21 protein-coding genes are annotated in these 19,216 nt (G+C 65.3%); 12 read left to right on the forward strand and 9 right to left on the reverse strand.

What is annotated here, in order from left to right:
- Positions 1 to 91: 91 nt before the first annotated feature.
- The gene (locus tag ASC68_RS09630) at positions 92 to 1,462 is read right to left on the reverse strand and encodes a PleD family two-component system response regulator (protein WP_055878213.1); all 1,371 of its coding nucleotides are present in this window, start codon (positions 1,460 to 1,462) and stop codon (positions 92 to 94) included.
- Positions 1,463 to 1,518: 56 nt separating this feature from the next.
- Positions 1,519 to 1,893: a response regulator gene (locus tag ASC68_RS09635; RefSeq protein ID WP_055878215.1), complete on the reverse strand. Its 375-nt coding sequence runs from the start codon at positions 1,891 to 1,893 to the stop codon at positions 1,519 to 1,521.
- 109 nt (positions 1,894 to 2,002) lie between these two features.
- Between ASC68_RS09635 and ASC68_RS09640 the strand changes: the two genes are divergently transcribed.
- The 10 genes from ASC68_RS09640 to ASC68_RS09685 all read left to right on the forward strand — a co-directional run bounded on the left by ASC68_RS09640 (position 2,003) and on the right by ASC68_RS09685 (position 10,778).
- The gene (locus tag ASC68_RS09640) at positions 2,003 to 2,275 is read left to right on the forward strand and encodes a DUF3572 family protein (RefSeq protein WP_055878217.1); all 273 of its coding nucleotides are present in this window, start codon (positions 2,003 to 2,005) and stop codon (positions 2,273 to 2,275) included.
- A gap of 4 nt (positions 2,276 to 2,279) precedes the next feature.
- Positions 2,280 to 3,608: a DNA polymerase IV gene (locus ASC68_RS09645; protein WP_055878218.1), complete on the forward strand. Its 1,329-nt coding sequence runs from the start codon at positions 2,280 to 2,282 to the stop codon at positions 3,606 to 3,608.
- A complete protein-coding gene (locus tag ASC68_RS09650) occupies positions 3,589 to 4,053 on the forward strand; it encodes a RidA family protein (RefSeq protein ID WP_055878220.1) in 465 nt (154 codons plus the stop codon). Before ASC68_RS09645 ends, ASC68_RS09650 begins: the two co-directional genes overlap by 20 nt.
- Positions 4,054 to 4,128: 75 nt before the next feature.
- Positions 4,129 to 4,890 (forward strand): glycerophosphodiester phosphodiesterase family protein, encoded by a 762-nt coding sequence (locus ASC68_RS09655; protein WP_055878222.1) that lies wholly within the window; start codon positions 4,129 to 4,131, stop codon positions 4,888 to 4,890.
- A 40-nt stretch (positions 4,891 to 4,930) separates the two neighbouring features.
- Positions 4,931 to 6,049: a GNAT family N-acetyltransferase gene (locus ASC68_RS09660; protein ID WP_248310538.1), complete on the forward strand. Its 1,119-nt coding sequence runs from the start codon at positions 4,931 to 4,933 to the stop codon at positions 6,047 to 6,049.
- A gap of 144 nt (positions 6,050 to 6,193) precedes the next feature.
- Entirely contained in the window at positions 6,194 to 7,522 is a 1,329-nt protein-coding gene (locus ASC68_RS09665) for a glycosyltransferase (protein ID WP_055878223.1), read from the forward strand.
- Positions 7,519 to 7,941, forward strand: coding sequence for an HIT family protein (locus ASC68_RS28625; RefSeq protein WP_055878225.1), 423 nt, complete (start codon positions 7,519 to 7,521; stop codon positions 7,939 to 7,941). Before ASC68_RS09665 ends, ASC68_RS28625 begins: the two co-directional genes overlap by 4 nt.
- Before the next feature lies 1 nt (position 7,942).
- Positions 7,943 to 8,578 carry a DUF1275 family protein gene (locus ASC68_RS09675; RefSeq protein WP_055878226.1) on the forward strand — a complete coding sequence of 212 codons (636 nt, stop codon included), beginning with the start codon at positions 7,943 to 7,945 and terminating at the stop codon, positions 8,576 to 8,578.
- A gap of 112 nt (positions 8,579 to 8,690) precedes the next feature.
- On the forward strand, positions 8,691 to 8,954 hold the full coding sequence (locus tag ASC68_RS09680) for a helix-turn-helix domain-containing protein (protein ID WP_055878228.1): 264 nt from the start codon (positions 8,691 to 8,693) through the stop codon (positions 8,952 to 8,954).
- A 78-nt stretch (positions 8,955 to 9,032) separates the two neighbouring features.
- Entirely contained in the window at positions 9,033 to 10,778 is a 1,746-nt protein-coding gene (locus tag ASC68_RS09685) for a SulP family inorganic anion transporter (RefSeq protein WP_055878230.1), read from the forward strand.
- Between the two features lie 8 nt (positions 10,779 to 10,786).
- Here the strand turns inward: ASC68_RS09685 and ASC68_RS09690 are convergent, their stop codons facing one another.
- From ASC68_RS09690 to clpS, 3 genes are all read right to left on the reverse strand, one after another.
- A complete protein-coding gene (locus ASC68_RS09690; protein ID WP_055878232.1) occupies positions 10,787 to 11,527 on the reverse strand; it encodes an SDR family NAD(P)-dependent oxidoreductase in 741 nt (246 codons plus the stop codon).
- A gap of 76 nt (positions 11,528 to 11,603) precedes the next feature.
- A complete protein-coding gene (gene clpA, locus ASC68_RS09695) occupies positions 11,604 to 13,976 on the reverse strand; it encodes an ATP-dependent Clp protease ATP-binding subunit ClpA (protein ID WP_055878233.1) in 2,373 nt (790 codons plus the stop codon).
- A gap of 10 nt (positions 13,977 to 13,986) precedes the next feature.
- Complete coding sequence (gene clpS / locus ASC68_RS09700; protein ID WP_082528039.1) at positions 13,987 to 14,388, reverse strand: ATP-dependent Clp protease adapter ClpS; 402 nt, start codon at positions 14,386 to 14,388, stop codon at positions 13,987 to 13,989.
- Between the two features lie 291 nt (positions 14,389 to 14,679).
- Here clpS and ASC68_RS09705 point away from each other — a divergent pair, with 291 nt between their 5' ends.
- Positions 14,680 to 16,341, forward strand: coding sequence for an SPOR domain-containing protein (locus ASC68_RS09705; protein ID WP_055878235.1), 1,662 nt, complete (start codon positions 14,680 to 14,682; stop codon positions 16,339 to 16,341).
- A 59-nt stretch (positions 16,342 to 16,400) separates the two neighbouring features.
- On the forward strand, positions 16,401 to 16,679 hold the full coding sequence (locus tag ASC68_RS09710; RefSeq protein ID WP_055878237.1) for a hypothetical protein: 279 nt from the start codon (positions 16,401 to 16,403) through the stop codon (positions 16,677 to 16,679).
- A gap of 2 nt (positions 16,680 to 16,681) precedes the next feature.
- On the opposite strand, the gene ASC68_RS09715 is transcribed toward ASC68_RS09710, so the two are convergent.
- The 4 genes from ASC68_RS09715 to ASC68_RS09730 form a co-directional block, all read right to left on the reverse strand.
- Positions 16,682 to 17,584, reverse strand: coding sequence for a division plane positioning ATPase MipZ (locus ASC68_RS09715; protein WP_055878238.1), 903 nt, complete (start codon positions 17,582 to 17,584; stop codon positions 16,682 to 16,684).
- 144 nt (positions 17,585 to 17,728) lie between these two features.
- The gene (locus tag ASC68_RS09720) at positions 17,729 to 18,076 is read right to left on the reverse strand and encodes a DUF4180 domain-containing protein (protein WP_055878240.1); all 348 of its coding nucleotides are present in this window, start codon (positions 18,074 to 18,076) and stop codon (positions 17,729 to 17,731) included.
- Positions 18,076 to 18,507 carry a DUF1489 domain-containing protein gene (locus ASC68_RS09725; protein ID WP_248310517.1) on the reverse strand — a complete coding sequence of 144 codons (432 nt, stop codon included), beginning with the start codon at positions 18,505 to 18,507 and terminating at the stop codon, positions 18,076 to 18,078. Before ASC68_RS09725 ends, ASC68_RS09720 begins: the two co-directional genes overlap by 1 nt.
- Positions 18,504 to 19,181, reverse strand: coding sequence for a glutathione S-transferase family protein (locus ASC68_RS09730; protein ID WP_055878241.1), 678 nt, complete (start codon positions 19,179 to 19,181; stop codon positions 18,504 to 18,506). Before ASC68_RS09730 ends, ASC68_RS09725 begins: the two co-directional genes overlap by 4 nt.
- Positions 19,182 to 19,216: the final 35 nt, after the last annotated feature.

Here is a 19,216-nt window from a genome sequence, read left to right on the forward strand (position 1 = left end):
CAACTTAACCCTTTCCGGCGTCAGAGCAAGTAGCCGCTCCACAACGTTACTAATCCTTAACCTTAATATTCCGCCATTGCGCTGATCGCAACTAGGCGGCGTCGACGACGACCCGATTTCGCCCCTCGCGCTTGGCGCGATAGAGGGCCACGTCAGCGCGCTTCAGCAGCAGCTCCGGGGTATCAGTTTCGTGCTCGTTGAGCGCCATGCCGACCGACACCGTGACCGGCAGCGGCCGGCCGTTGCCGGCCTCGAAGCCCCGCTCTGCCACGGCGCCGCGCACCCGTTCGGCCACGCTCTGGGCCTGCCGTGTGTCGGTGTCGGGCATCAGCACCACGAACTCCTCGCCGCCGAATCGGCAGGCGAGGTCGACACCGCGAATGTTGCGGCGCAGGCGGTCCGCGAACTCGCGCAGCACTGCATCGCCGGTATCATGGCCGTGCGTGTCGTTGACGTCCTTGAAGTAGTCCATGTCGATCAGCATCACCGCCATGTCGCGGCCCTGCTGTTGCGCCTTCTGCAACAGGATCGACAAATGCCGCTCGAAGTAGCGCCGGTTGTAGAGCCCGGTAAGTTCATCGGTCACCGCCAGCGCCAGAGTATTGTTGACGCTCTGGCGCAGTTCGACGGCATAACGCTGGCGACGGATCTGGGTGCGTACCCGCGCCATCAACTCGTTGCGCTCGACCGGGCGCATGATGAAGTCGTTGACGCCGAGGTCGAGGCCGCGGACCACCCGCGGTCGGTCGTCCTCTTCGGCGATCAGGATGATCGGCAGGGTGCGCGTCTGCTCGGCGGTCCGCATCTGCGAGCAGACCCGCAGCGGGTCGAAATCCCCCAGCGCCATCGACACTAGCGCCAGCTCGTAGTCGCCGCCGCTCACGGCCAGCACAGCATCAGCAGGGTTGGCGAGGATATCGACGCGGTTATGCGCCTCGAGGTAGCCACGGATGCGCTCGGCATGGCGCAGGTCGGGATCGACCAACAGGATGCGGCCGTCATTGTGATCGATCGAATCCATGGCGCGCATGGCGTCCTCGATGGCGATCTCCTGGCCGGTGCGCGCGCGGGCGCGCAGCTCGTCGGTCAAGGCCTTGAGGCGCACCAGGCTCTTCACCCGCGCCATCAGCTGTACGTCATCGACCGGCTTGGTCAGAAAATCGTCGGCGCCGGCCTCGAGCCCACGCACCCGGTCGGAGGGCTGGTCGAGCGCCGTCACCATCAGCACCGGGATGTGGCTGGTGCGGCGATCGGCCTTCAGCCGCGCGCAGACCTCGAAGCCATCCATCTCAGGCATCATCACGTCGAGCAGGATGATGTCGATCTCGCCCTCGGCGCAGATCGCCAACGCTTCCTTGCCGGAAGCTGCCGTAACCACGTCGAAATACTCAGCCGAAAGCCGCGCCTCGAGCAGGCGGACATTGGTTGGAATATCGTCGACGATCAGCACCCGCGCCGTCAAAGACCTCAGGCCCCGCGATTTGAGGAAATCTGCCCGAACGCCATATAGGGCAAAGCCTAGTTGGCAGGTCCAATGTAGCGGGCAATGGTTTCCAAAAAGTGAGGTACGGAGATGGGTTTAGAGATGTAGCCTTCGCATCCGCCCTGGAGGATTCGTTCCTCATCGCCCTTCATGGCGAAGGCGGTTACGGCGATGACGGGGATCGACATCAGCTCGTCGTCTTCCTTGAGCCACTTGGTGACCACCAGCCCGGAGACCTCCGGCAGCTGGATATCCATCAGAATCAGGTCGGGGCGATGCGCCCGGGCAAGATCCAGCGCCTCCAGGCCATTGCGGGTCTGGATGATGGAATATCCACGCGATTCAAGCAGATCGTTAAAGAGCTTCATGTTGAGCTCATTGTCTTCGACGATCATGACGGTCTTGGGCATACGGGACTCAAATCCACCCTGAACGGGGCCGGCGGGCCCTCGTGTTCTGCCCGAAGTTCGGGGTAACATCAATCCGATTACCTCCCGAGCCCTTGCCGAGACCCTGCCCTTGCCCAAAACCCTCGAACTCACCTCCCGCAGCCTGGGCGATCTCTGCCTCCACCAGCTCGCCGAGAACCCGGCGCAATTGGCCGAGTTCATGACCATGACGGGCTACTCCCCCGACGCGTTGCGCAGGGCCGCCGGCGGCGACGGGCTCGATCGTGGGCTGATCGACTATTTCGCCGCCAATGAGGCGCTGCTGCTCACGCTGTGCGCCAATAACAGCTTCAAGCCGGACGACTTCATGCGCGTCTGGGCCCGGCTCAACCCGGCGGGATGAGGCGATGCTGGCGATCTGCCGCGACTGTTCGGCGACGGTGGAGGCCTTTGAGGCCCCTACCCGCTGCCGCACGTGCGGATCGCCCAGAATCAGGGCGCATGACGAACTGGGCGCGCTCAGCATCGCGCATGTCGACTGCGACGCCTTCTATGCCTCGATCGAGAAGCGCGATGACCCGAGCCTGGTCGACAAGCCGCTGATCATCGGCGGCGGCGTGCGCGGCGTCGTCTCCACCTGCTGCTACATCGCCCGGCAATACGGTGTGCGTTCCGCCATGCCGATGTTCAGGGCCAAGGAGCTCTGCCCACACGCGGTGATCATCCCGCCCAACATGGCGAAGTACGTGGCGGTCAGCCGCGAGATCCGCACCCTGATGGACCAGCTGACGCCGCTGGTCGAACCACTGTCGATCGACGAGGCTTTCCTCGATCTCTCCGGCACCGAGGCGCTGCACAAGGCCAAGCCCGCCGTGGTGCTCGCCCGCTTCGCCAAACGCGTCGAAGCGGAGATCGGCGTCACCATCTCGGTGGGGCTCAGCCACAACAAGTTCCTCGCCAAGGTTGCCTCCGACCTCGACAAGCCGCGCGGCTTTGCGGTGATCGGCAAAGCCGAGACCGTGGCGTTCCTCGCGCCGCAGCCGGTGACGCTGATCTATGGCGTCGGCAAGGTGTTTGCCGAGACGCTGCGCAAGGATGGTTTTGAGACCATCGGGCAGTTGCAGGCGACGCCGCCCGAACAGTTGATGCGCCGCTACGGCGATTCCGGCGCCCGGCTCTCCCGGCTGGCGCGCGGCGAGGACGCGCGGACCATCTCTACCGACGACCAGATGAAGACTGTCTCCGCCGAGACCACCTTCAACACCGACCTCAGGACATTCGAGGACCTCTCCACCGAGCTGCTGGCGCTTTGCGAGCGGCTCTCGGAGCGGCTCAAAGCCAAGTCGATCCTCGGCGACACGGTTACGCTCAAGCTCAAGTCGGCAGGTTTTCGCTTGCGCACCCGGGCCCGGCAATTGATGATCCCGACACAGCTTGCCAACGTGCTCTACGAGACCGGCATGCAGCTTCTCGCTCGCGAGATCGACGGGACGGCATTCCGGCTGATCGGGATTGGCGTCAGCGGCATCTCGGAGGCTGACGGCATCGATCCAGTCGACCTGATCGAGCCGGGAATCGCCCGACGCGCCGCGGCCGAGCGGGCCATTGATCGTGTACGCGATCGCTTCGGCCGGGACGCGGTGATCCGCGGCAAGCTATACGACCGGGTGAAGGCTCGCGCCGCCCGCAACGCAGACAAAGACGAAGAGAACCAGGATGACCAGCCCCCTCGATAAGCTCCGCGAATATGGCTACGAGCTGCCGCAGCCGAAAGCGCCGGTCGCCACCTATGTGCCGATCACCCGGACGGGCAATATCATCTACGTGTCGGGTCAGATCTCCTCGGGCGCTGATGGCGTGGTGACGGGCCTGCTCGGCGACACTATGAACGTCGTCCAGGGCGGCAACGCCGCCGAACTTGCGGCGGTCAATTTCCTCAGCCAGATCGTTCACTCGGCAGGCGTCGACCTCAGCAAGGTCAAGCGTGTGCTGAAGCTCACCGTGTTCGTCGCTTCCACCCCCGAATTCGCCGAACACCACCTCGTCGCCAATGGCGCCTCCAACCTCATCGTCGGCGTACTGGGCGACAAGGGCAAGCATGCCCGCTCCGCCGTCGGCATGGCCGCCCTGCCGCTTGGCGCCGCAGTGGAAGTCGAAGGCATCATCGAAGTCGAGGGATGAGGTACGGGCGACGCGAAAGTGTCATGCGGGGCTGCTAGCGGCGGCGCTGCTTCCACCCCATATGACGGCTAGAGCATGTGCGCCAAACCTAACTTCGATCGTCCCATTGCCCACCGCGGTCTGCACGACCGCGGTCGCGGCATTATCGAGAACACCGCGAGCGCCTTCGCGGCGGCGATCGAGGGCGGCTACGCGATCGAGTGCGATGTCCAGCTGAGCCGCGACGGCATCCCAATGATCTTTCATGACGACGATCTTGACCGCCTGACCGGCGTTGCCGGTCCGGTCGGCGCGCGGACCATGGCCGAGCTCTCGACCTACACCCTGCTCGACAGCGCCGCCGGCGATACCCCGCAGCGGTTCGACGCGTTCCTTGCCCAGATCAATGGCCGGGTGCTGCTGCAGATCGAACTGAAGCAGCAGCCCAACCAGGCCGCTACCGAAGTGCTGGCGCAGACGGTGATGGATGCACTTAAGGGCTATCGTGGGCCGGTGACACTGGAGTCGTTCGATCCCAAGCTCATCATCGAGGTGAAAAAGCGCGGCGCCACCATGCCGGTCGGCATCGTCACCTATGCCTATGACGAACCGGAATGGGACCAGCACCTCAGCGACGCAACCAAGTTCATGCTGCGCCATCTGCTGCACTGGCCGGTCAGCCGCTTCGATTTCATCTCCTGCCGCGACAAGTCGCTCGAACTGCCAGCAGTGAAGCTGTTCCGTTCGTTCGGCATGCCGGTCACCGCCTGGACCGTCAAATCGCCAGCCGCGGCGCTCGCCGTGCTCGGCAAGGCCGACCAGATTGTATTCGAGGGGTTCGATCCACCAAGTGCCTGACGAAACGCTCAGCGCCGACGTGCTCAGCTCCATCGCAGAGATCCCCGCGGCGGTGTGGAACGCCTTGGCGCCTGCGCATGACGGGGTGGTCGACAACCCGTTCCTCGATCACCGGTTCCTCCTGGCCCTCGAGCAATCCGGCTCGGCTTCCAATCGCACCGGCTGGCAGCCGCAGCACCTGTTGCTGAGCGACAGCGCCGGCACGCCGGTCGGCGCCATGCCGCTCTATCTCAAGTCGCACTCGCAGGGCGAATACGTCTTCGACCATGGCTGGGCCGATGCGTTCCAGCGCGCCGGCGGCGAGTATTACCCGAAGCTGCAATGCGCGGTGCCGTTTACCCCGGTCACCGGCCCGCGTTTCCTCGCCAGGGACGACGCCAGCCGGACCGCAGTGATCCGCACCGCAGAGACGCTCGCCACCCGCAACAACATCTCCTCGGTGCACGCCACTTTCGTCAGCGAGGCCGAGGCCGACCTCGCCCGTGCCTCCGGCTGGCTGGTGCGCCACGACACCCAGTACCACTGGCACAATGACGGTTTCTCGAGCTTTGAGGATTTCCTCGGCACGCTGTCATCGCGTCACCGCAAGGTTACCCGTCGAGAGCGCCGCGATGCGCTGGAGGCCGATGGGCTGACGGTCAAGTGGCTCACCGGCTCCGACCTCACCGAGACAGTCTGGGATCAGTTCTTTGAGTTCTACCAGGATACTGGCAGCCGCAAATGGGGCCGCCCTTACCTCAACCGCCGCTTCTTTTCCCTGCTCTCAGAGGCGATGGCCGACCGCGTCCTGCTGATGTTCGCCTATGACGGCGATGAGCCGATCGCCGGCACCTTCTCGATGATCGGGCACGACCGGCTCTACGGCCGCTACTGGGGCGCCACGCGCAATGTGCCGTTCCTGCATTTCGAGCTCTGCTACTACCAGGCCATCGACTACGCCATCGCGCACAAGCTGCCGGTGGTCGAGGCCGGCGCGCAGGGCGAACACAAGCTGGCGCGCGGCTATGCGCCTGCAACTACCCGCTCGGTGCACTGGATCGGCCACCCCGGCCTTCGTGATGCCGTCGCCCGGTTCGTGGCGCAGGAACGCGCCTCGGTGGCGCGCGAACAGGAACAGCTCGAACGCTATACGCCATTCAGACATGGGGACCCGCATTAGGTGTGAGTTGCGCCCGGCCCGGCACTGTGGTTCGAAGGCACCACACTGGACGGGCTCGGGTCTGACGCGGTATTTTCCTGCCTCAGCCAGACCATACTCTCGATAGATATGACGGCCGCCTCCTCCCGAGGCCCTGGAGACCGAATGAGCAAGCGCATCGCCATAGCCGCGATTGGGACGATGGGGGACGTACAACCCTTCGTCGCGCTTGCACTGGCGCTGAAAAAGCGCGGTCACTCGGTGGTGCTGTGCGCCACCAGCGACTTCGAGGGGTTCGTGACCGGTCATGGCGTCGAGTTCGCGACGCTGGGCAGCGACATCCAGGCCTTCATGCGGCAGAGCCAGTTCGACAACGTCATGTCGAAGAACTCGCTGCTCTACGCGCCAAAACTGCTGCGCGACGGCCAGAAGATCATGAAGGAAGCCTGCCGGCACCTCTGGGCCACCGCCCAGGATGTCGACGCCATCATCTTCCACCAGACCACCAATTTCGCCGTCGACGTCGCCGAAGCGCTGGATATTCCGGCGATCATGACCGCGTTCCAGCCGATCAACCCGACCGGCGAGTTCCCGTATTTCGGCTATGACGGCCCACCGCCCGAGCCATTGTTCAACCGCATCAGCCTCGATCCGCTGTTCAACCGGCTGAGCTACGTGGTGCAGGCGGCGCACCAGAGCTACTACGATTTCCCGCGCGACCGGATGCGCGCCAAGCTGCTCGGCCTCCGCAGCCGCAAGCGCTCGGGCTTCTCCAAGAACGCCCGTGGCGAGCCGATCCCGGCGCTGCACGCCTATTCTCCGGTGATCTCCCCGCGCCCCGGCGACTGGCCGGAGACCACCACCGTCACTGGCTTCTGGCGGCTCGACGACATCACCGGCTGGGAGCCGGATGCCTCGTTCCGCAAATTCCTCGATGCCGGCGAAGCGCCGATCTATCTGGGCTTCGGCTCGATGCCGTGGGGCGCGGCGCGCAACACCGAGATCATCACCAAGGCTCTGAGGGAATGGGGCGGCCGGGCCGTGGTCGGCAAGGGCTGGGGCGGCATCAAGGCCGAGGACCTGCCCGATACGGTCTACACCATCGACAAGGCGCCCCACACCAAGCTGTTCCCGCTGATGAAAGCGCTGGTGCACCATGGCGGCGCCGGCACCACCTATGCCGGCCTTTATGCCGGCCGGCCGACCTTCGTGGTGCCGCATTTCTTCGACCAGCCCTACTGGGGCCGCCGGGTCTACGAGCTGGGCTGCGGCCCTGCCCCGGTTCGCCTCAGGAAACTCACCCCGGGGATCCTCGCTTCGGCGCTCGAGGAACTGGCCACCGACGCCACGTTCGAGATTGCAGCGACCGAACTGCGCGATCGCCTCGTGCTCGAGGACGGCACCGGGCTCGCCGCGGACATCGTCGAAGAAACGATCGAGACCTATCCCGGGAACCTCTACGACAGCGACGATGTGATGGAGACCGCCTCGTGACCGCCTACGACCCGAGCAACATCTTCAATAAGATCATCAAGGGCGAGATCCCGTCCCACAAGGTCTACGAAGATGCGGACGTGCTGGTCATGATGGACGTCTTCCCGCAGTCCAAGGGCCATGTGCTGATCATCCCCAAGGCGGCGTCGCGTAACCTGCTCGATGCCGATCCGGCTGTCCTCGCCCGCACTATGCCGCAAGTGCAGCGCGTTGCGAGAGCGGCGCAGAAGGCACTGAACCCCGACGGCATCCGCATCATGCAGTTCAACGAAGCGCCGGCCGGGCAGTCGGTGTTCCACCTGCACTTCCATGTCATCCCGGTCTACGAGGGGGTCGAGATCGGCCGCCACGGCCAGGGCAAGGCGGATGACGCCGAGCTCGCCGCGCAGGCCAAGGCCATCGCAGCCGCCCTCGCCTGACGTGACGCCGGCTCCGCAGCTCAGCCTCGGTCTGCTGCTCACCGCCGCTGCCGGCATGATTGACGTCGTCGGCTTCATTGAGCTGGGCGGCTTTTACACCTCGTTCATGAGCGGCAACACCACGCAGCTCGGCGCCGGCCTCGCCGAGTTCGGCCCTGCGCTGGCACTGCCTGCCGGGCTCATCGTGATGTTCGTGGTCGGCAGCTTCTTTGGCAGCCTGATCTCGGGGATCGGCCAGCGGCGGGGCCGCATCGGCGTGTTGGCGCTCGTCATTGCCGGCCTGCTGGCGACCCTGGTGCTGCACGCCAACGGGTTCTCCGCCGCCCAGGCCATGCTGGCGCTCGCCACTGCCGCCGGCGCGCAGAACGCTGCACTTCCGCAAACCGGGGCGGCCAGGCTGGGTGCCACCTTCGTCACCGGCACTCTATTCGCGGTGGGGCAGGACCTGGCGCGCGCCGTCCGCCGCGAAGCCCCGCCGCTGCGCTGGCTGCAGCACCTGCTGGTCTGGCTGGCGCTGCTGCTCGGCGCGTCCATCGGGGCCTTTGCCTATGGACAGTGGCAGGTTGGGGCGCTGATCGTGCCCGGGGCGATCTACCTCGCCTTCCTATGCGCCTATGTGGTGCGGGCGCCGCGCTAGTCGCCCGGCTTTTCGACTCCCGGCGAAGCTGCTAGAAATCCCAATAGTGATGTGCAGCACATCAGTTCGTCGACATTCTGCGCTAGACTTCCTCGTCCAGGCGTTAGCACCGATGATGACCGCCGCTCAATTGCGGGCCGCCCGCGCCCTGCTCGGCATCGACCAGAAGACCCTGGCCGATATGGCCGGAGTATCGCTGCCCACTATCCAGCGCATGGAAGCAAGCGACGGCACCGTGCGCGGCATCGTCGAAACCCTCACCAGAGTGATCGAGGCCCTGAACGAGGCCGGCGTCGATTTGATCGGCGACAACGCCCGCAGCGATACGGGTGGCCGCGGCGTGCGCCTCCGACGACCGACGCCGAAGACCGACTGAACTCCAGACATCATTTGGGCGATCACGGCCCTTGCCACCGATGATTGCCGCGCTTGTTCGCGAAAGGCGAATGATCCGATGGCCAGTTCTGCCCCCGCCTCACGTGCCGCGTCGCCCGCCCTCACCGAGCTTTTCACCCCCAAGCTGATCACCGTGCTGCGCGAGGGCTATGGGCTCGCCGACCTCAGGGCTGATATCCTCGCCGGGCTCACCGTCGCCATCGTCGCACTGCCCCTGTCCATGGCCATCGCCATCGCCTCGGGGACGACGCCCGAGCGCGGACTGTTCACCGCTGCCGTCGGAGGCTTCCTGATCTCGGCGCTGGGCGGCAGCCGCTTTCAGATCGGCGGACCGGCGGCGGCCTTCACGGTGCTGGTCGCCTCCACCATCAGTCGCCACGGGCTCGACGGACTGCTGCTCGCGACGATCATGTCCGGAATGTTCCTGCTGTTGATGGGAGTGTTCCGCCTCGGCAGCTACATCAAGTTCATCCCCTACCCGGTGACAGTCGGCTTCATCTCCGGAATCGCGGTGATCCTGTTCGTGGGCCAGATCCACGATCTGCTCGGCCTGACGCTGCCGGGCGCCGATCCGGCGGATATCCTTCCCAAACTTGCAACACTGGCGGCGGCCATCGGGACCACCAACCCGACCGCCCTCGGCATCGCCGCGCTCGCCGTCGGCGTCATCATAGGGCTGCGGCGCTGGCGCCCGCACTGGCCGGGCATCCTCATCGCCGTGATTGCGGCCTCGCTTGCCGGCGCGCTGCTGCAGCTGCCGGTTGAAACCATCGGCACGCGTTTCGGTGGTATTCCGAGCACTCTGCCTAGCCCCGCGCTGCCGCCGTTCTCGCTCGACAAGGTCCAGGCGGTTCTTCCCGATGCCGTCGCCTTCGCCCTGCTTGGCGCCATCGAGTCGCTGCTCTCCGCCATGGTCGCCGATGGCATGACCGGCCGGCGGCATCGTTCCAATATGGAACTGGTGGCGCAGGGTATCGCCAATGTCGGCTCGGCCCTGTTCGGCGGCATCTGCGCCACCGGCACGGTAGCTCGCACCGCGACCAATGTGCGCTCCGGCGCTCGCAGCCCGCTGGCCGGCATGTTCCACTCGGTGTTCATCGTGCTGTTCATGCTGGTGGCCGCCCCGCTTGCGAGCTTCATCCCGCTCGCGGCCCTCGCCGGGGTGCTGGTGGTCGTTGCCTGGAACATGGCCGAAAAAACCGCCTTCGCGACCCTGCTCCGCACCTCGCCGGGCGACGCGGTAGTGCTGCTGGCGACGTTCGGGCTCACGGTATTCCGTGGCCTCACCGAGGGCATCGTCATCGGCTTCGCGCTGGGAGCACTGCTGTTCATTCACCGGATGGCTCAGCATGCCGGAGTCGAAGTGCACGCCCCGCCGGTTCCCGAGGATCAGGCCGACGCCGCCGGCGCCACGCGCCTACCCTACGACCCCGCCATCGCCACGGACCCCGATGTCGCCGTCTACCGCATTACCGGTGCCTTCTTCTTCGGCGCGGCGGCGACCGTGGGCTCGGTGCTCGAACGCATCGCCGACCAGCACCGTGCCTTCGTCGTCGATTTCTCAGCCGTGCCGTTCATCGACTCGACCGCCGCCAACACCATGGGGGGCATCGCGCGCAAGGCGGCGCGTCATCACGTCGTGCTGCTGATCTCCGGCGCGACCCCCGCGGTACGGAAATCCCTCACTACGCATGGTGTCAGCGGGCCCACGGTGCTCTACGAGCGCACCGTGGAGGCCGCGATCGGCGCCGCGCATGCGGAAATCGCGCGCCGCAGCGCTCCCGAGGTCATCGCACCGGCGTAGCGCACGCTCTAGCTCAGGAACTCGGTCCGAGCCCGCTCGATCACCAGCGAACGGATCGCGACGTTGCGCGGCTGGCCGAGGACGAACAGGATCGACTCGACCACATCCTTGTCGCTCAAGGCGTCCTCGACACCGCGCAGCTGATCCCAGTTCTCCTCGAGCGGCGAGGTGTCCTCGATATGGCCGGGATAGACCGAGGTGACGCGCACGCTGGTGCCTGCCATCTCCTCGGTCAGCGCCTGGACGAAGCCGTTCTGGGCGTGCTTGGCGGCGACGAACGGCACCGATGAGCCGCGCATCCGCGCATAGGGCAGCCCGCTCATCGACACGACGGTATGGATGTCGGCCTCGGGCCGCTTCAGCAGCAGCGGCAGCAGGCGCCGCGTCAGCGCCATCGTGCCCGTCACCGTCGAGTCGACGACGGCGGCGATCTGCGCATCGGTCATCGCCTGGTAGGCGCCGCCCACCCATTGCGAGCCGGAATTGACGAGGATGTCGAGTTCGGGATGCACCGTGGCGATCTTGCTCGCCGCGCCGGTCAGCGACAACGGGTCCGCCAGGTCGCAGACGAAGGCATCCGGCCGCTTGCCCGTCCGCTGCTCGATCGCATCGGCGACGGCGCCGATGCCGGCAGCGTTACGCCCCAGCAGCAACGGGATCATCCCCCGGTCTGCGGCGACGATGGCCAGCGCGGCCCCGAGGCCACGCGCCGCGCCAGTTATTGCAATGGTCTTGCCCTCAAGTGCCACTCATTCCTCCCTCGATCGTCACCTAAAGAAAAAGGCCGGGATCGCTCCCGGCCTTGCATAGACCCTGCATGGGATCTCAGCTTTTCTCTTCTGCCGGCTTGTCGGCAGCGGCCTTGGCCTTCTTGGCCTTGGGCGCAGCGATGGCCTTGGGCCGGGCCGGCCGCGGCGGAACCGCGATCAGCTCGAGCTTGGCCTCGGTGCCGACGCCAACAACGGCCACGGTGACCGAACCGCCGTTCTGCAGCTCGCCGAACAGTACCTGGTCGGCCAGCGGCTTCTTGACATGCTCCTGGATCACGCGGCCCAGCGGGCGGGCGCCCATGCGCTCGTCATAGCCGCGGATCGCCAGCCACTCGGCCGCTTCCGGGGTCAGCTCGATAGTCACGCCACGCTCGGCCAGCTGGCCTTCGAGCTGCAGCACGAACTTCTCGACCACCCGACGGACGACTGCCGGCGGCAGCGGGCCGAACGAGATGATGGCATCGAGGCGGTTGCGGAATTCCGGCGTGAACATCCGGTTCACCGCTTCCTCGTCGTCACCCTGCTCGCGCTTGCGACCAAAGCCGATCGGCGACTTCTGCAGCTCCATGGCGCCGACGTTCGACGTCATGATCAGGATCACGTTGCGGAAGTCGACCGACTTGCCGTTGTGGTCCGTCAGCTTGCCATGGTCCATCACCTGCAACAGGATGTTGAACAGGTCCGGATGGGCCTTCTCGATCTCGTCGAGCAGCACCACGCTATGCGGATGCTGGTCCACGCCATCGGTGAGGAGGCCCCCCTGGTCGAAACCGACATAGCCCGGAGGGGCGCCGATCAGCCGCGACACGGTGTGCCGCTCCATGTACTCGGACATGTCGAAGCGCAGCAGCTCCACGCCCAGCGTATCCGCCAGTTGCTTGGCCACCTCGGTCTTGCCGACACCGGTTGGGCCGGTGAACAGGTAGGAGCCGATCGGCTTTTCCGGTTCGCGCAGGCCCGCACGGGCCAGCTTAATCGCCGAAGAGAGCGCGGTGAGCGCCTGATCCTGGCCGAACACCACGGTCTTGAGATTGCTCTCGAGGTTGGCGAGGAGCTCCGAATCCGACTTCGACACCGACTTGGGCGGAATGCGGGCCATCGTGGCGATGGTCTGCTCGATATCGGCGACGTCGATGGTCTGCTTGCGGTTCTCCGGGGTCAGCAGCATCTGGCTGGCGCCGGTCTCGTCGATCACATCGATCGCCTTGTCGGGGAGCTTCCTATCATTGATGTAGCGTGCGCTCAGTTCGACGGCGGCCTTCAGCGCCTCGTCGGTGTACTTCAGCTTGTGGTAGTCCTCGAAATACGGCCGCAGGCCCTTCACGATCTCGATCGCATCCGGGATGGTCGGCTCGGCGACGTCGATCTTCTGGAAGCGGCGGACCAGCGCCCGGTCCTTCTCGAAGAACTGCCGGTATTCCTTGTAGGTGGTCGAGCCGATGCAGCGGATATTGCCCGAAGCCAGAGCCGGCTTCAGCAGGTTCGAGGCATCGAGCGCGCCGCCCGAAGTTGCGCCGGCGCCGATCACGGTGTGGATCTCGTCGATGAACAGGATCGCGTCCGGGTGCTTCTCGAGCTCCTTCATCACGGCCTTCAGCCGCTCTTCGAAGTCGCCGCGATAGCGGGTGCCGGCCAACAGCGACCCCATGTCGAGCGCATAGATTACCGCTTCGCGCAGCACTTCGGGCACGTCGCCCTCGATGATCTTGCGAGCCAGGCCCTCGGCAATGGCGGTCTTGCCCACGCCGGCGTCACCGACATAGAGCGGGTTGTTCTTGGAGCGGCGGCAGAGGATCTGGATGGTCCGGCGCAGCTCGCTGTCGCGGCCGATCAGCGGATCGATCTTGCCGGCCCGGGCCTTCTCGTTGAGGTTGACGCAGAAATCGGCAAGCGCCGAGCTCTGGCCGTTGCCGGCACGTTCGCCTTCCTCGCCCTGCCCGTTCCCGGCCGGAGTCTCGGCGCCACGCACCCGACGCTCCTCGCTCGGCCCCGACTTGGTGATGCCGTGCGAGATGAAGTTGACTGCGTCGAGCCGCGTCATGTCCTGCTGCTCGAGGAAGTAGGCGGCATGGCTCTCGCGCTCGGCGAAGATGGCGACGAGCACGTTGGCGCCCGTAACCTCTTCCTTGCCGGACGACTGCACATGGATCACGGCGCGCTGGATGACGCGCTGGAACGCCGCGGTCGGCCGCGCATCCTGCCCATTGGGCACCACGAGGCTGTCGAGCTCCTCGTTGATGAAATCCTCGAGGTCCGACTTCAGCGCTTCGATATCGACATCGCAGCCGGTCAGCACCGCGATGGTGTCGCGGTCGTCGGTCAGCGCCAGCAGCAGGTGCTCGAGCGTGGCGAACTCATGCGCCCGCTCGCGCGCCAGGTTCATCGCCTGATGGAGGGCCTTCTCAAGTCCGCGGGAGAAAGAGGGCATATGTCGGTTCCTATTGCTTTTCCATCACGCACTGAAGTGGGTGCTGGTTCTTGCGGGCCGCGTCCATCACCCTGGTGACCTTGGTTTCGGCCACCTCGAAGGGGTACACACCGCATTCGCCGACGCCCTGGTTGTGGACGTGAAGCATGATGCGCATGGCCTCTTCGCGGGTCTTGTTGAACACATCCTGCAGCACCAGGACGACGAACTCCATCGGAGTGTAATCGTCGTTGAGCAGCAGCACCCGATAGAGGCTGGGCCGTTTGCTCTTGGTCTTCGGCTTCGTGATGGTCGCCGTATCGTTCTTGCTTCCCCCATCGCCCTTGCCGCTCTTGCGGTCATCGTCTGCCCCGCGCGGTGGCACCTTGGATGCACCAGTGGTCGGGAGCGTCAGTTCGATGGCTGCACGCATGGCTCGGGTCTGGGGGAGATCGGTTCGAAGCAGCATGGTGAGGCCATTATGTAGGCAAAACTCCCTGCCTGTTAAGTGCCGAACTACCTAAACTTTGGAGCAGGTCGCCGTGTTCGGTGGCTCTTAACCAAGTGCCCGAAATCCATCGCATTTTACGGAATGGTAAGACCGGCTCCCTAAGGTGGTGGGTAACAGGGAACGTGGCTGGTCTCATTTGGGGAGGGTCGGCCACAGGTTCTCGAGGCGTTGAGTACGGGCGGCGTTTGCGCCCGAGAGTAGTTGGAGTACCGGGTGCTTTCGCAGAAGCATTTTTCCCATTCGCGCGCGCTGTTCGGGCGTATCGTCGCGGCATTCGCGCTGACCTTGGCACTGCTGGTGCCGATGATCTCGGCAGCTGAAGCGGCGACTGTGCCACGCAAGTTCGCGGGCATCGTGGTCGACGCCAAGTCCGGCAAGATCCTCTACGAAAGCTCGGCCAACGCCGCGCGCTATCCCGCCTCCGTCACCAAGGTGATGACCCTCTACGTCCTGTTCCAGGAACTGGAGGCCGGTAACATTACGTTGAAGACCAAGTTCACGGTGTCCAAATACGCCGCGCAGGCGGTGCCGACCAAGCTTGGGCTCAAGGCCGGTTCGACCATCACCGTCGAGAACGCCATCAAGGCGATCGTCACCATCTCCGCCAACGACATCGCCCGCGTCATCGCCGAGAACATCTCCGGCTCCGAGAGCGCGTTCGCCAAGCGCATGACCTCGACCGCCAAGGCGCTGGGCATGTCGAACACCACTTACCGCAACGCTTCGGGCCTGCCTGACAAGGGCCAGGTCACCACCGTTGCCGACCAGGCCATCCTTGGCATCGCCGTCTACCAGCACTTCCCCAACTACTACGAGTATTTCCAGACCCGGAGCTTCTCGTACGGCAAGCGCACCTACGGCAACCACAACCGCCTGCTCGGTTCGAACGGCGTTGACGGCATCAAAACCGGCTACACCAATGCGTCCGGCTTCAACCTTCTGACCGCGGCCCGCGCCGACGGCCACCACATCGTGGTTGCCGGCTTCGGTTTCGACTCGAGCGGCGCTCGCGACGCCAAGGTGCGCGAGCTGGTCAAGAAGTACCTGCCCAAGAGCCGCAGCGGTGGCTATCTCGACGTCGCCATGATCCCGCAGCCGGGCCGCAAGGGTGCGACCGTGATGGTTGCCTCCACCGATCCGGTGCCGGTGATGCCGGCCCCCTACCCGTCCTTCCGCATCGGCGGTGGCACGGTCAGCGTCACCGCCAAGCTGCAGCCGATCGAAGCGGCGCAGCAATCCGACGACATCGTGGTCGCCTCGATCGGCGAAGCCGCCCCGCTGCCGGAGGCGCGGCCGGCAGACCTCGGCTTCGATGAAGCCGTGCAGGCCGCCAATACGCTCGCCAGCCGGCCGACCATTGCCAGCATCGCGCCGCAGCAGGAGCGTCCGCTCGATGTGATCGGCGCGTGGCTCAGCGACACCTTCTCGCTCGGCGCGGCTCCCGCCCCGCTCGGCCAGACCGCGCCGTCCGCTCCGCTGCTGCCACCGGTCGGCATCGGCGAAGAAGGCCAGCCGATCGACCTGATGACCTCAGGCGGCATTGGCGACACCGCGCCCGATATCATCGAAGACCAGCCCGCTCCGGCACCGCTCGCGGTTGCTGAGGTGGCCGAGGTTCCGCAGGAAGTCAGCGGTGGCTGGATCGTCCAGATCGGCGCTGCGCCGACCGAGGGCGGTGCCAATTCCCTGATCAGCGACGCTTCGTCCAAGCTCGGTAACCTTGGCGCAGCCCGCTCCTATGTCGAACGGTTCGAGAAGAACGGACAAGTGTTCTTCCGCGCCCGCTTCGGCGGTTTCAACGACCGCGATGCCGCGGCCGGTGTGTGCAATGAGCTGAAGAAAGCCAAGATGAGCTGCCTCGCGATGCAGTCCTAAGACGCGAAAAGCAGCCGCCCCAGGGAAGCGAATTTGTGGCCTGTGTTGGAGTAGCCCAAATGAGCGATACGTCTAGCCTCACCGAACTCGCCCGATTTGTAGGGCAGTCGGCCCTTGCGTCCGAAGATGCCGTTGTCCGCAGGCAGGCGGTCAATGCCATGGTGACGCGGTTCAACCCCGGCCTGAAGCGCCGCGGCGTCGGCGATCTGCTCGGCGTGGTGATGGCGCTGAGCGCCCGCACCCGCCGCATGCTGATGCCGCATGTCGAGATCGAACTCGATGTGTTCGCGCCGGCCGGCGGCCGCGCCGTGACGGTGACCCTGCCCCGCCGATCCTGAGTTTACTCGCCGGCCATGTGCTCGAAATTGGCCGGCGCGCCGGCCGTCGCCGCCAGCGCCTTCTCGCCTTCGATGCGGGCTTTCGCACGCTCGCTTACCGGCAGTCTCAGCGCCTCAACCAGTGCCCGGTATTCCTGCCGGGCACTGAGATGCGACATCGACGGCAGCCCGCCCAGCATTTCCGCATCCAGCGGATCGAACACCGTCATGCCGGTCGGGAACAGCGAGCGGAAGATCACCCGTTCGGCGATGCCCTCGGCCACGCGGCAGCCGAGCCGCACCGCGATCTTCTCGATCGCCCCCTGGACGATCTTGGTCGAGCGCGACGGCAGCATCGAGATGCGGTTGCGCACGATCACCCAGTCGATGGTGCGCCCGTCGATCGACAGCCGCTCGGTGCGCGCCCGCTGCACCAGCCGCGCATAATGGCTCATCTCGCGCGGGTCGCCGGTCACCGGGTCCACATGCGCCATCACGTCGAGGTCGATGATCGAGTCGTTGAGCGGGGTGATCAGCGTATCGGCCAGCGAGTGCGCCAGCCGGGTCAGATGGGTATCGAAGCCGGGCGTATCGACGATCAGGAAATCCGCCTCACCTTCGACCTCGATGATCGCCTGCCGGAACAGGTCGAACTCGACGCGCTGGTTCTCCTTGACCGAATCCGACTTCGACAGCGGCAGATGGAAATGCGTGGCGTGCGGCAGCTTCAGATCGTGCGCCTGGGCCCAGTTGCGGCGGTTGCGTACATAGTGGGTCAGTGTCTGCTGGCGGCTGTCGACGTCGATCGAGGCGACGCGGAAGCCCTGATACATCAGGAAAACGGCAAGATGGAACGCCGTGGTCGACTTGCCGGAGCCGCCCTTCTCATTGCCGACGACAATGACGTGCGTGCCTGTCCTGCCCATCAGTCTCCCCTGCCGCTCCAGTAGCCCGAAGCGACGCGATTTCGGGATTCGGTATGTGTTCGCCCGAGCGGACTATTGATGAGACACCCACCCCGTTCAAGGGGGTGTTTCAGCACCGGGCGATGACAGGCACGCAACGTCACCCTAAAGCCGCGCTTCCAGCGCTGCCCGGTCGGCGAGGAACATCACCTGTCCGCGCCGGTTGCTCTCATAGATGAAGTCGCGCAGCGACGGGCTTTCGGCGGTGAAGCGCGAGATGTCGCCGAGGATGGCAACGCGAAAACCGTATTGTTGGAACTTCTGCAGCACCGCGCCGGCGAGCCCGCTGCTCAGCCAGAAGAAATCGTCCACCAGGTGTTCCACCGGGATGGCAATCAGGTCGATGCCCAGCCCATAGGTCGAGCCGATCACATCGTTGCTGTCCACCTCTGCGGCAATCACCGGCCCTTCGTAGAAGCCAACATTGACGCCCTTGATCGCTGTGCTCTGCATCAGATCAGTCCTAGTTTCGCCAGCTCTTCAGCGAGTTCGAGCGAGCCTTCCTCCTCGAAACCGCCTTTGCCGATATCGGCGGGTGCATCCCTGGGGTCAAGGTAGCGCCAGCCCTGGAACGGCGACTTCGGCCGCGGGATGGTGCGAACCATGTCCGGCGCCATGATGATGTCGCAGCACTTGAGCCCCTGCTCATCGACCGCTTCAGCGAGTCGCAGGATCGGCTGGCGGCAGCGCACGACGCCCGAGATCACCCAGTAGATCGAGCCCTGCCCCTCCATCTCGTCCTTGCGCTTGGGCATGGTGCGGGTGCGGTGGACGTGCACGTCCTCGCCGTAATCGGCGCCCCACCAGTGGGCCCGCTCGCTGCGATAGGACTCGAGCTCCTCCAGCGTCGCAACACCGACGCAGAGCTTGATCATGTGCATCATGCGGTGCCGGCCGCATCCCGCCTGGCGAGGATGATGTCGATTTCGTCGTGCTCGACCACCCACGGCTCTTTCACCGCCTCGGCGAACCATTCCTGGAAGGCCGGCAGGGCGTAGATCGCCTCGACATATTCCTGCGCCAGGTCGCTCACCGGCAGCTCGTAGGTGCGGATGCGCGTCGCCACCGGCGCAAACATGGCGTCGGCGGCGTTGAACGAGCCGAACAGGTAGGGGCCGCCGGAACGCGACAGCAGGTCACCCCAGATCCGCTCGATGCGCTTCAGGTCATCGGCCACGACGTCGAAATCGACCTTGCCCGGATGCGAGGCCCGGAGGTTCATCGGCGCCGCGTCGCGCAGGGCGTTGAAGCCGCCATGCATCTCGGCCGCGGCTGAGCGCGCGTAGGCCCGCTCGACGCGGTTGGACGGCCAGATACCCTTGGCCGGATACTTGTCGTTGAGGTACTCGATGATCGCCGTGGTCTCGGGCAGCACCACGTCGCCATCGACCAGCACCGGCACTTTGCCGCTGGGCGATTTCTTGCGCAGGTTCTGCTGCCAGCCCTCGCCGTTGAGCAGCACCAGTTCCTCATCGAACGAGATGCCGAAGTGGCGGAGCACCAGCCAGGCGCGCAGCGACCAGCTCGAGTAATTGCGGTTGGCAAAGATCAGTTTCATCGGTCGGCCTCAAAAGCGGAAGGGCGCCGAGTGGC

Origin of the sequence: Devosia sp. Root105, assembly GCF_001424865.1 — a bacterium.
Classification (GTDB): domain Bacteria; phylum Pseudomonadota; class Alphaproteobacteria; order Rhizobiales; family Devosiaceae; genus Devosia_A.

Coding starts and splice junctions, on each gene's coding strand:
- ASC68_RS09710 (WP_055878237.1), top strand. CDS start 16,401: ATGAGCGATACGTCTAGCCTCACCGAACTCGCCCGATTTGTAGGGCAG.
- ASC68_RS09730 (WP_055878241.1), bottom strand. CDS start 19,181: ATGAAACTGATCTTTGCCAACCGCAATTACTCGAGCTGGTCGCTGCGC.
- ASC68_RS09655 (WP_055878222.1), top strand. CDS start 4,129: ATGTGCGCCAAACCTAACTTCGATCGTCCCATTGCCCACCGCGGTCTG.
- ASC68_RS09725 (WP_248310517.1), bottom strand. CDS start 18,507: ATGATGCACATGATCAAGCTCTGCGTCGGTGTTGCGACGCTGGAGGAG.
- ASC68_RS09650 (WP_055878220.1), top strand. CDS start 3,589: ATGACCAGCCCCCTCGATAAGCTCCGCGAATATGGCTACGAGCTGCCG.
- ASC68_RS09635 (WP_055878215.1), bottom strand. CDS start 1,893: ATGCCCAAGACCGTCATGATCGTCGAAGACAATGAGCTCAACATGAAG.
- ASC68_RS09645 (WP_055878218.1), top strand. CDS start 2,280: ATGCTGGCGATCTGCCGCGACTGTTCGGCGACGGTGGAGGCCTTTGAG.
- ASC68_RS09715 (WP_055878238.1), bottom strand. CDS start 17,584: ATGGGCAGGACAGGCACGCACGTCATTGTCGTCGGCAATGAGAAGGGC.
- ASC68_RS09680 (WP_055878228.1), top strand. CDS start 8,691: ATGATGACCGCCGCTCAATTGCGGGCCGCCCGCGCCCTGCTCGGCATC.
- ASC68_RS09685 (WP_055878230.1), top strand. CDS start 9,033: ATGGCCAGTTCTGCCCCCGCCTCACGTGCCGCGTCGCCCGCCCTCACC.
- ASC68_RS09720 (WP_055878240.1), bottom strand. CDS start 18,076: ATGCAGAGCACAGCGATCAAGGGCGTCAATGTTGGCTTCTACGAAGGG.
- clpS (WP_082528039.1), bottom strand. CDS start 14,388: ATGCGTGCAGCCATCGAACTGACGCTCCCGACCACTGGTGCATCCAAG.
- clpA (WP_055878233.1), bottom strand. CDS start 13,976: ATGCCCTCTTTCTCCCGCGGACTTGAGAAGGCCCTCCATCAGGCGATG.
- ASC68_RS09665 (WP_055878223.1), top strand. CDS start 6,194: ATGAGCAAGCGCATCGCCATAGCCGCGATTGGGACGATGGGGGACGTA.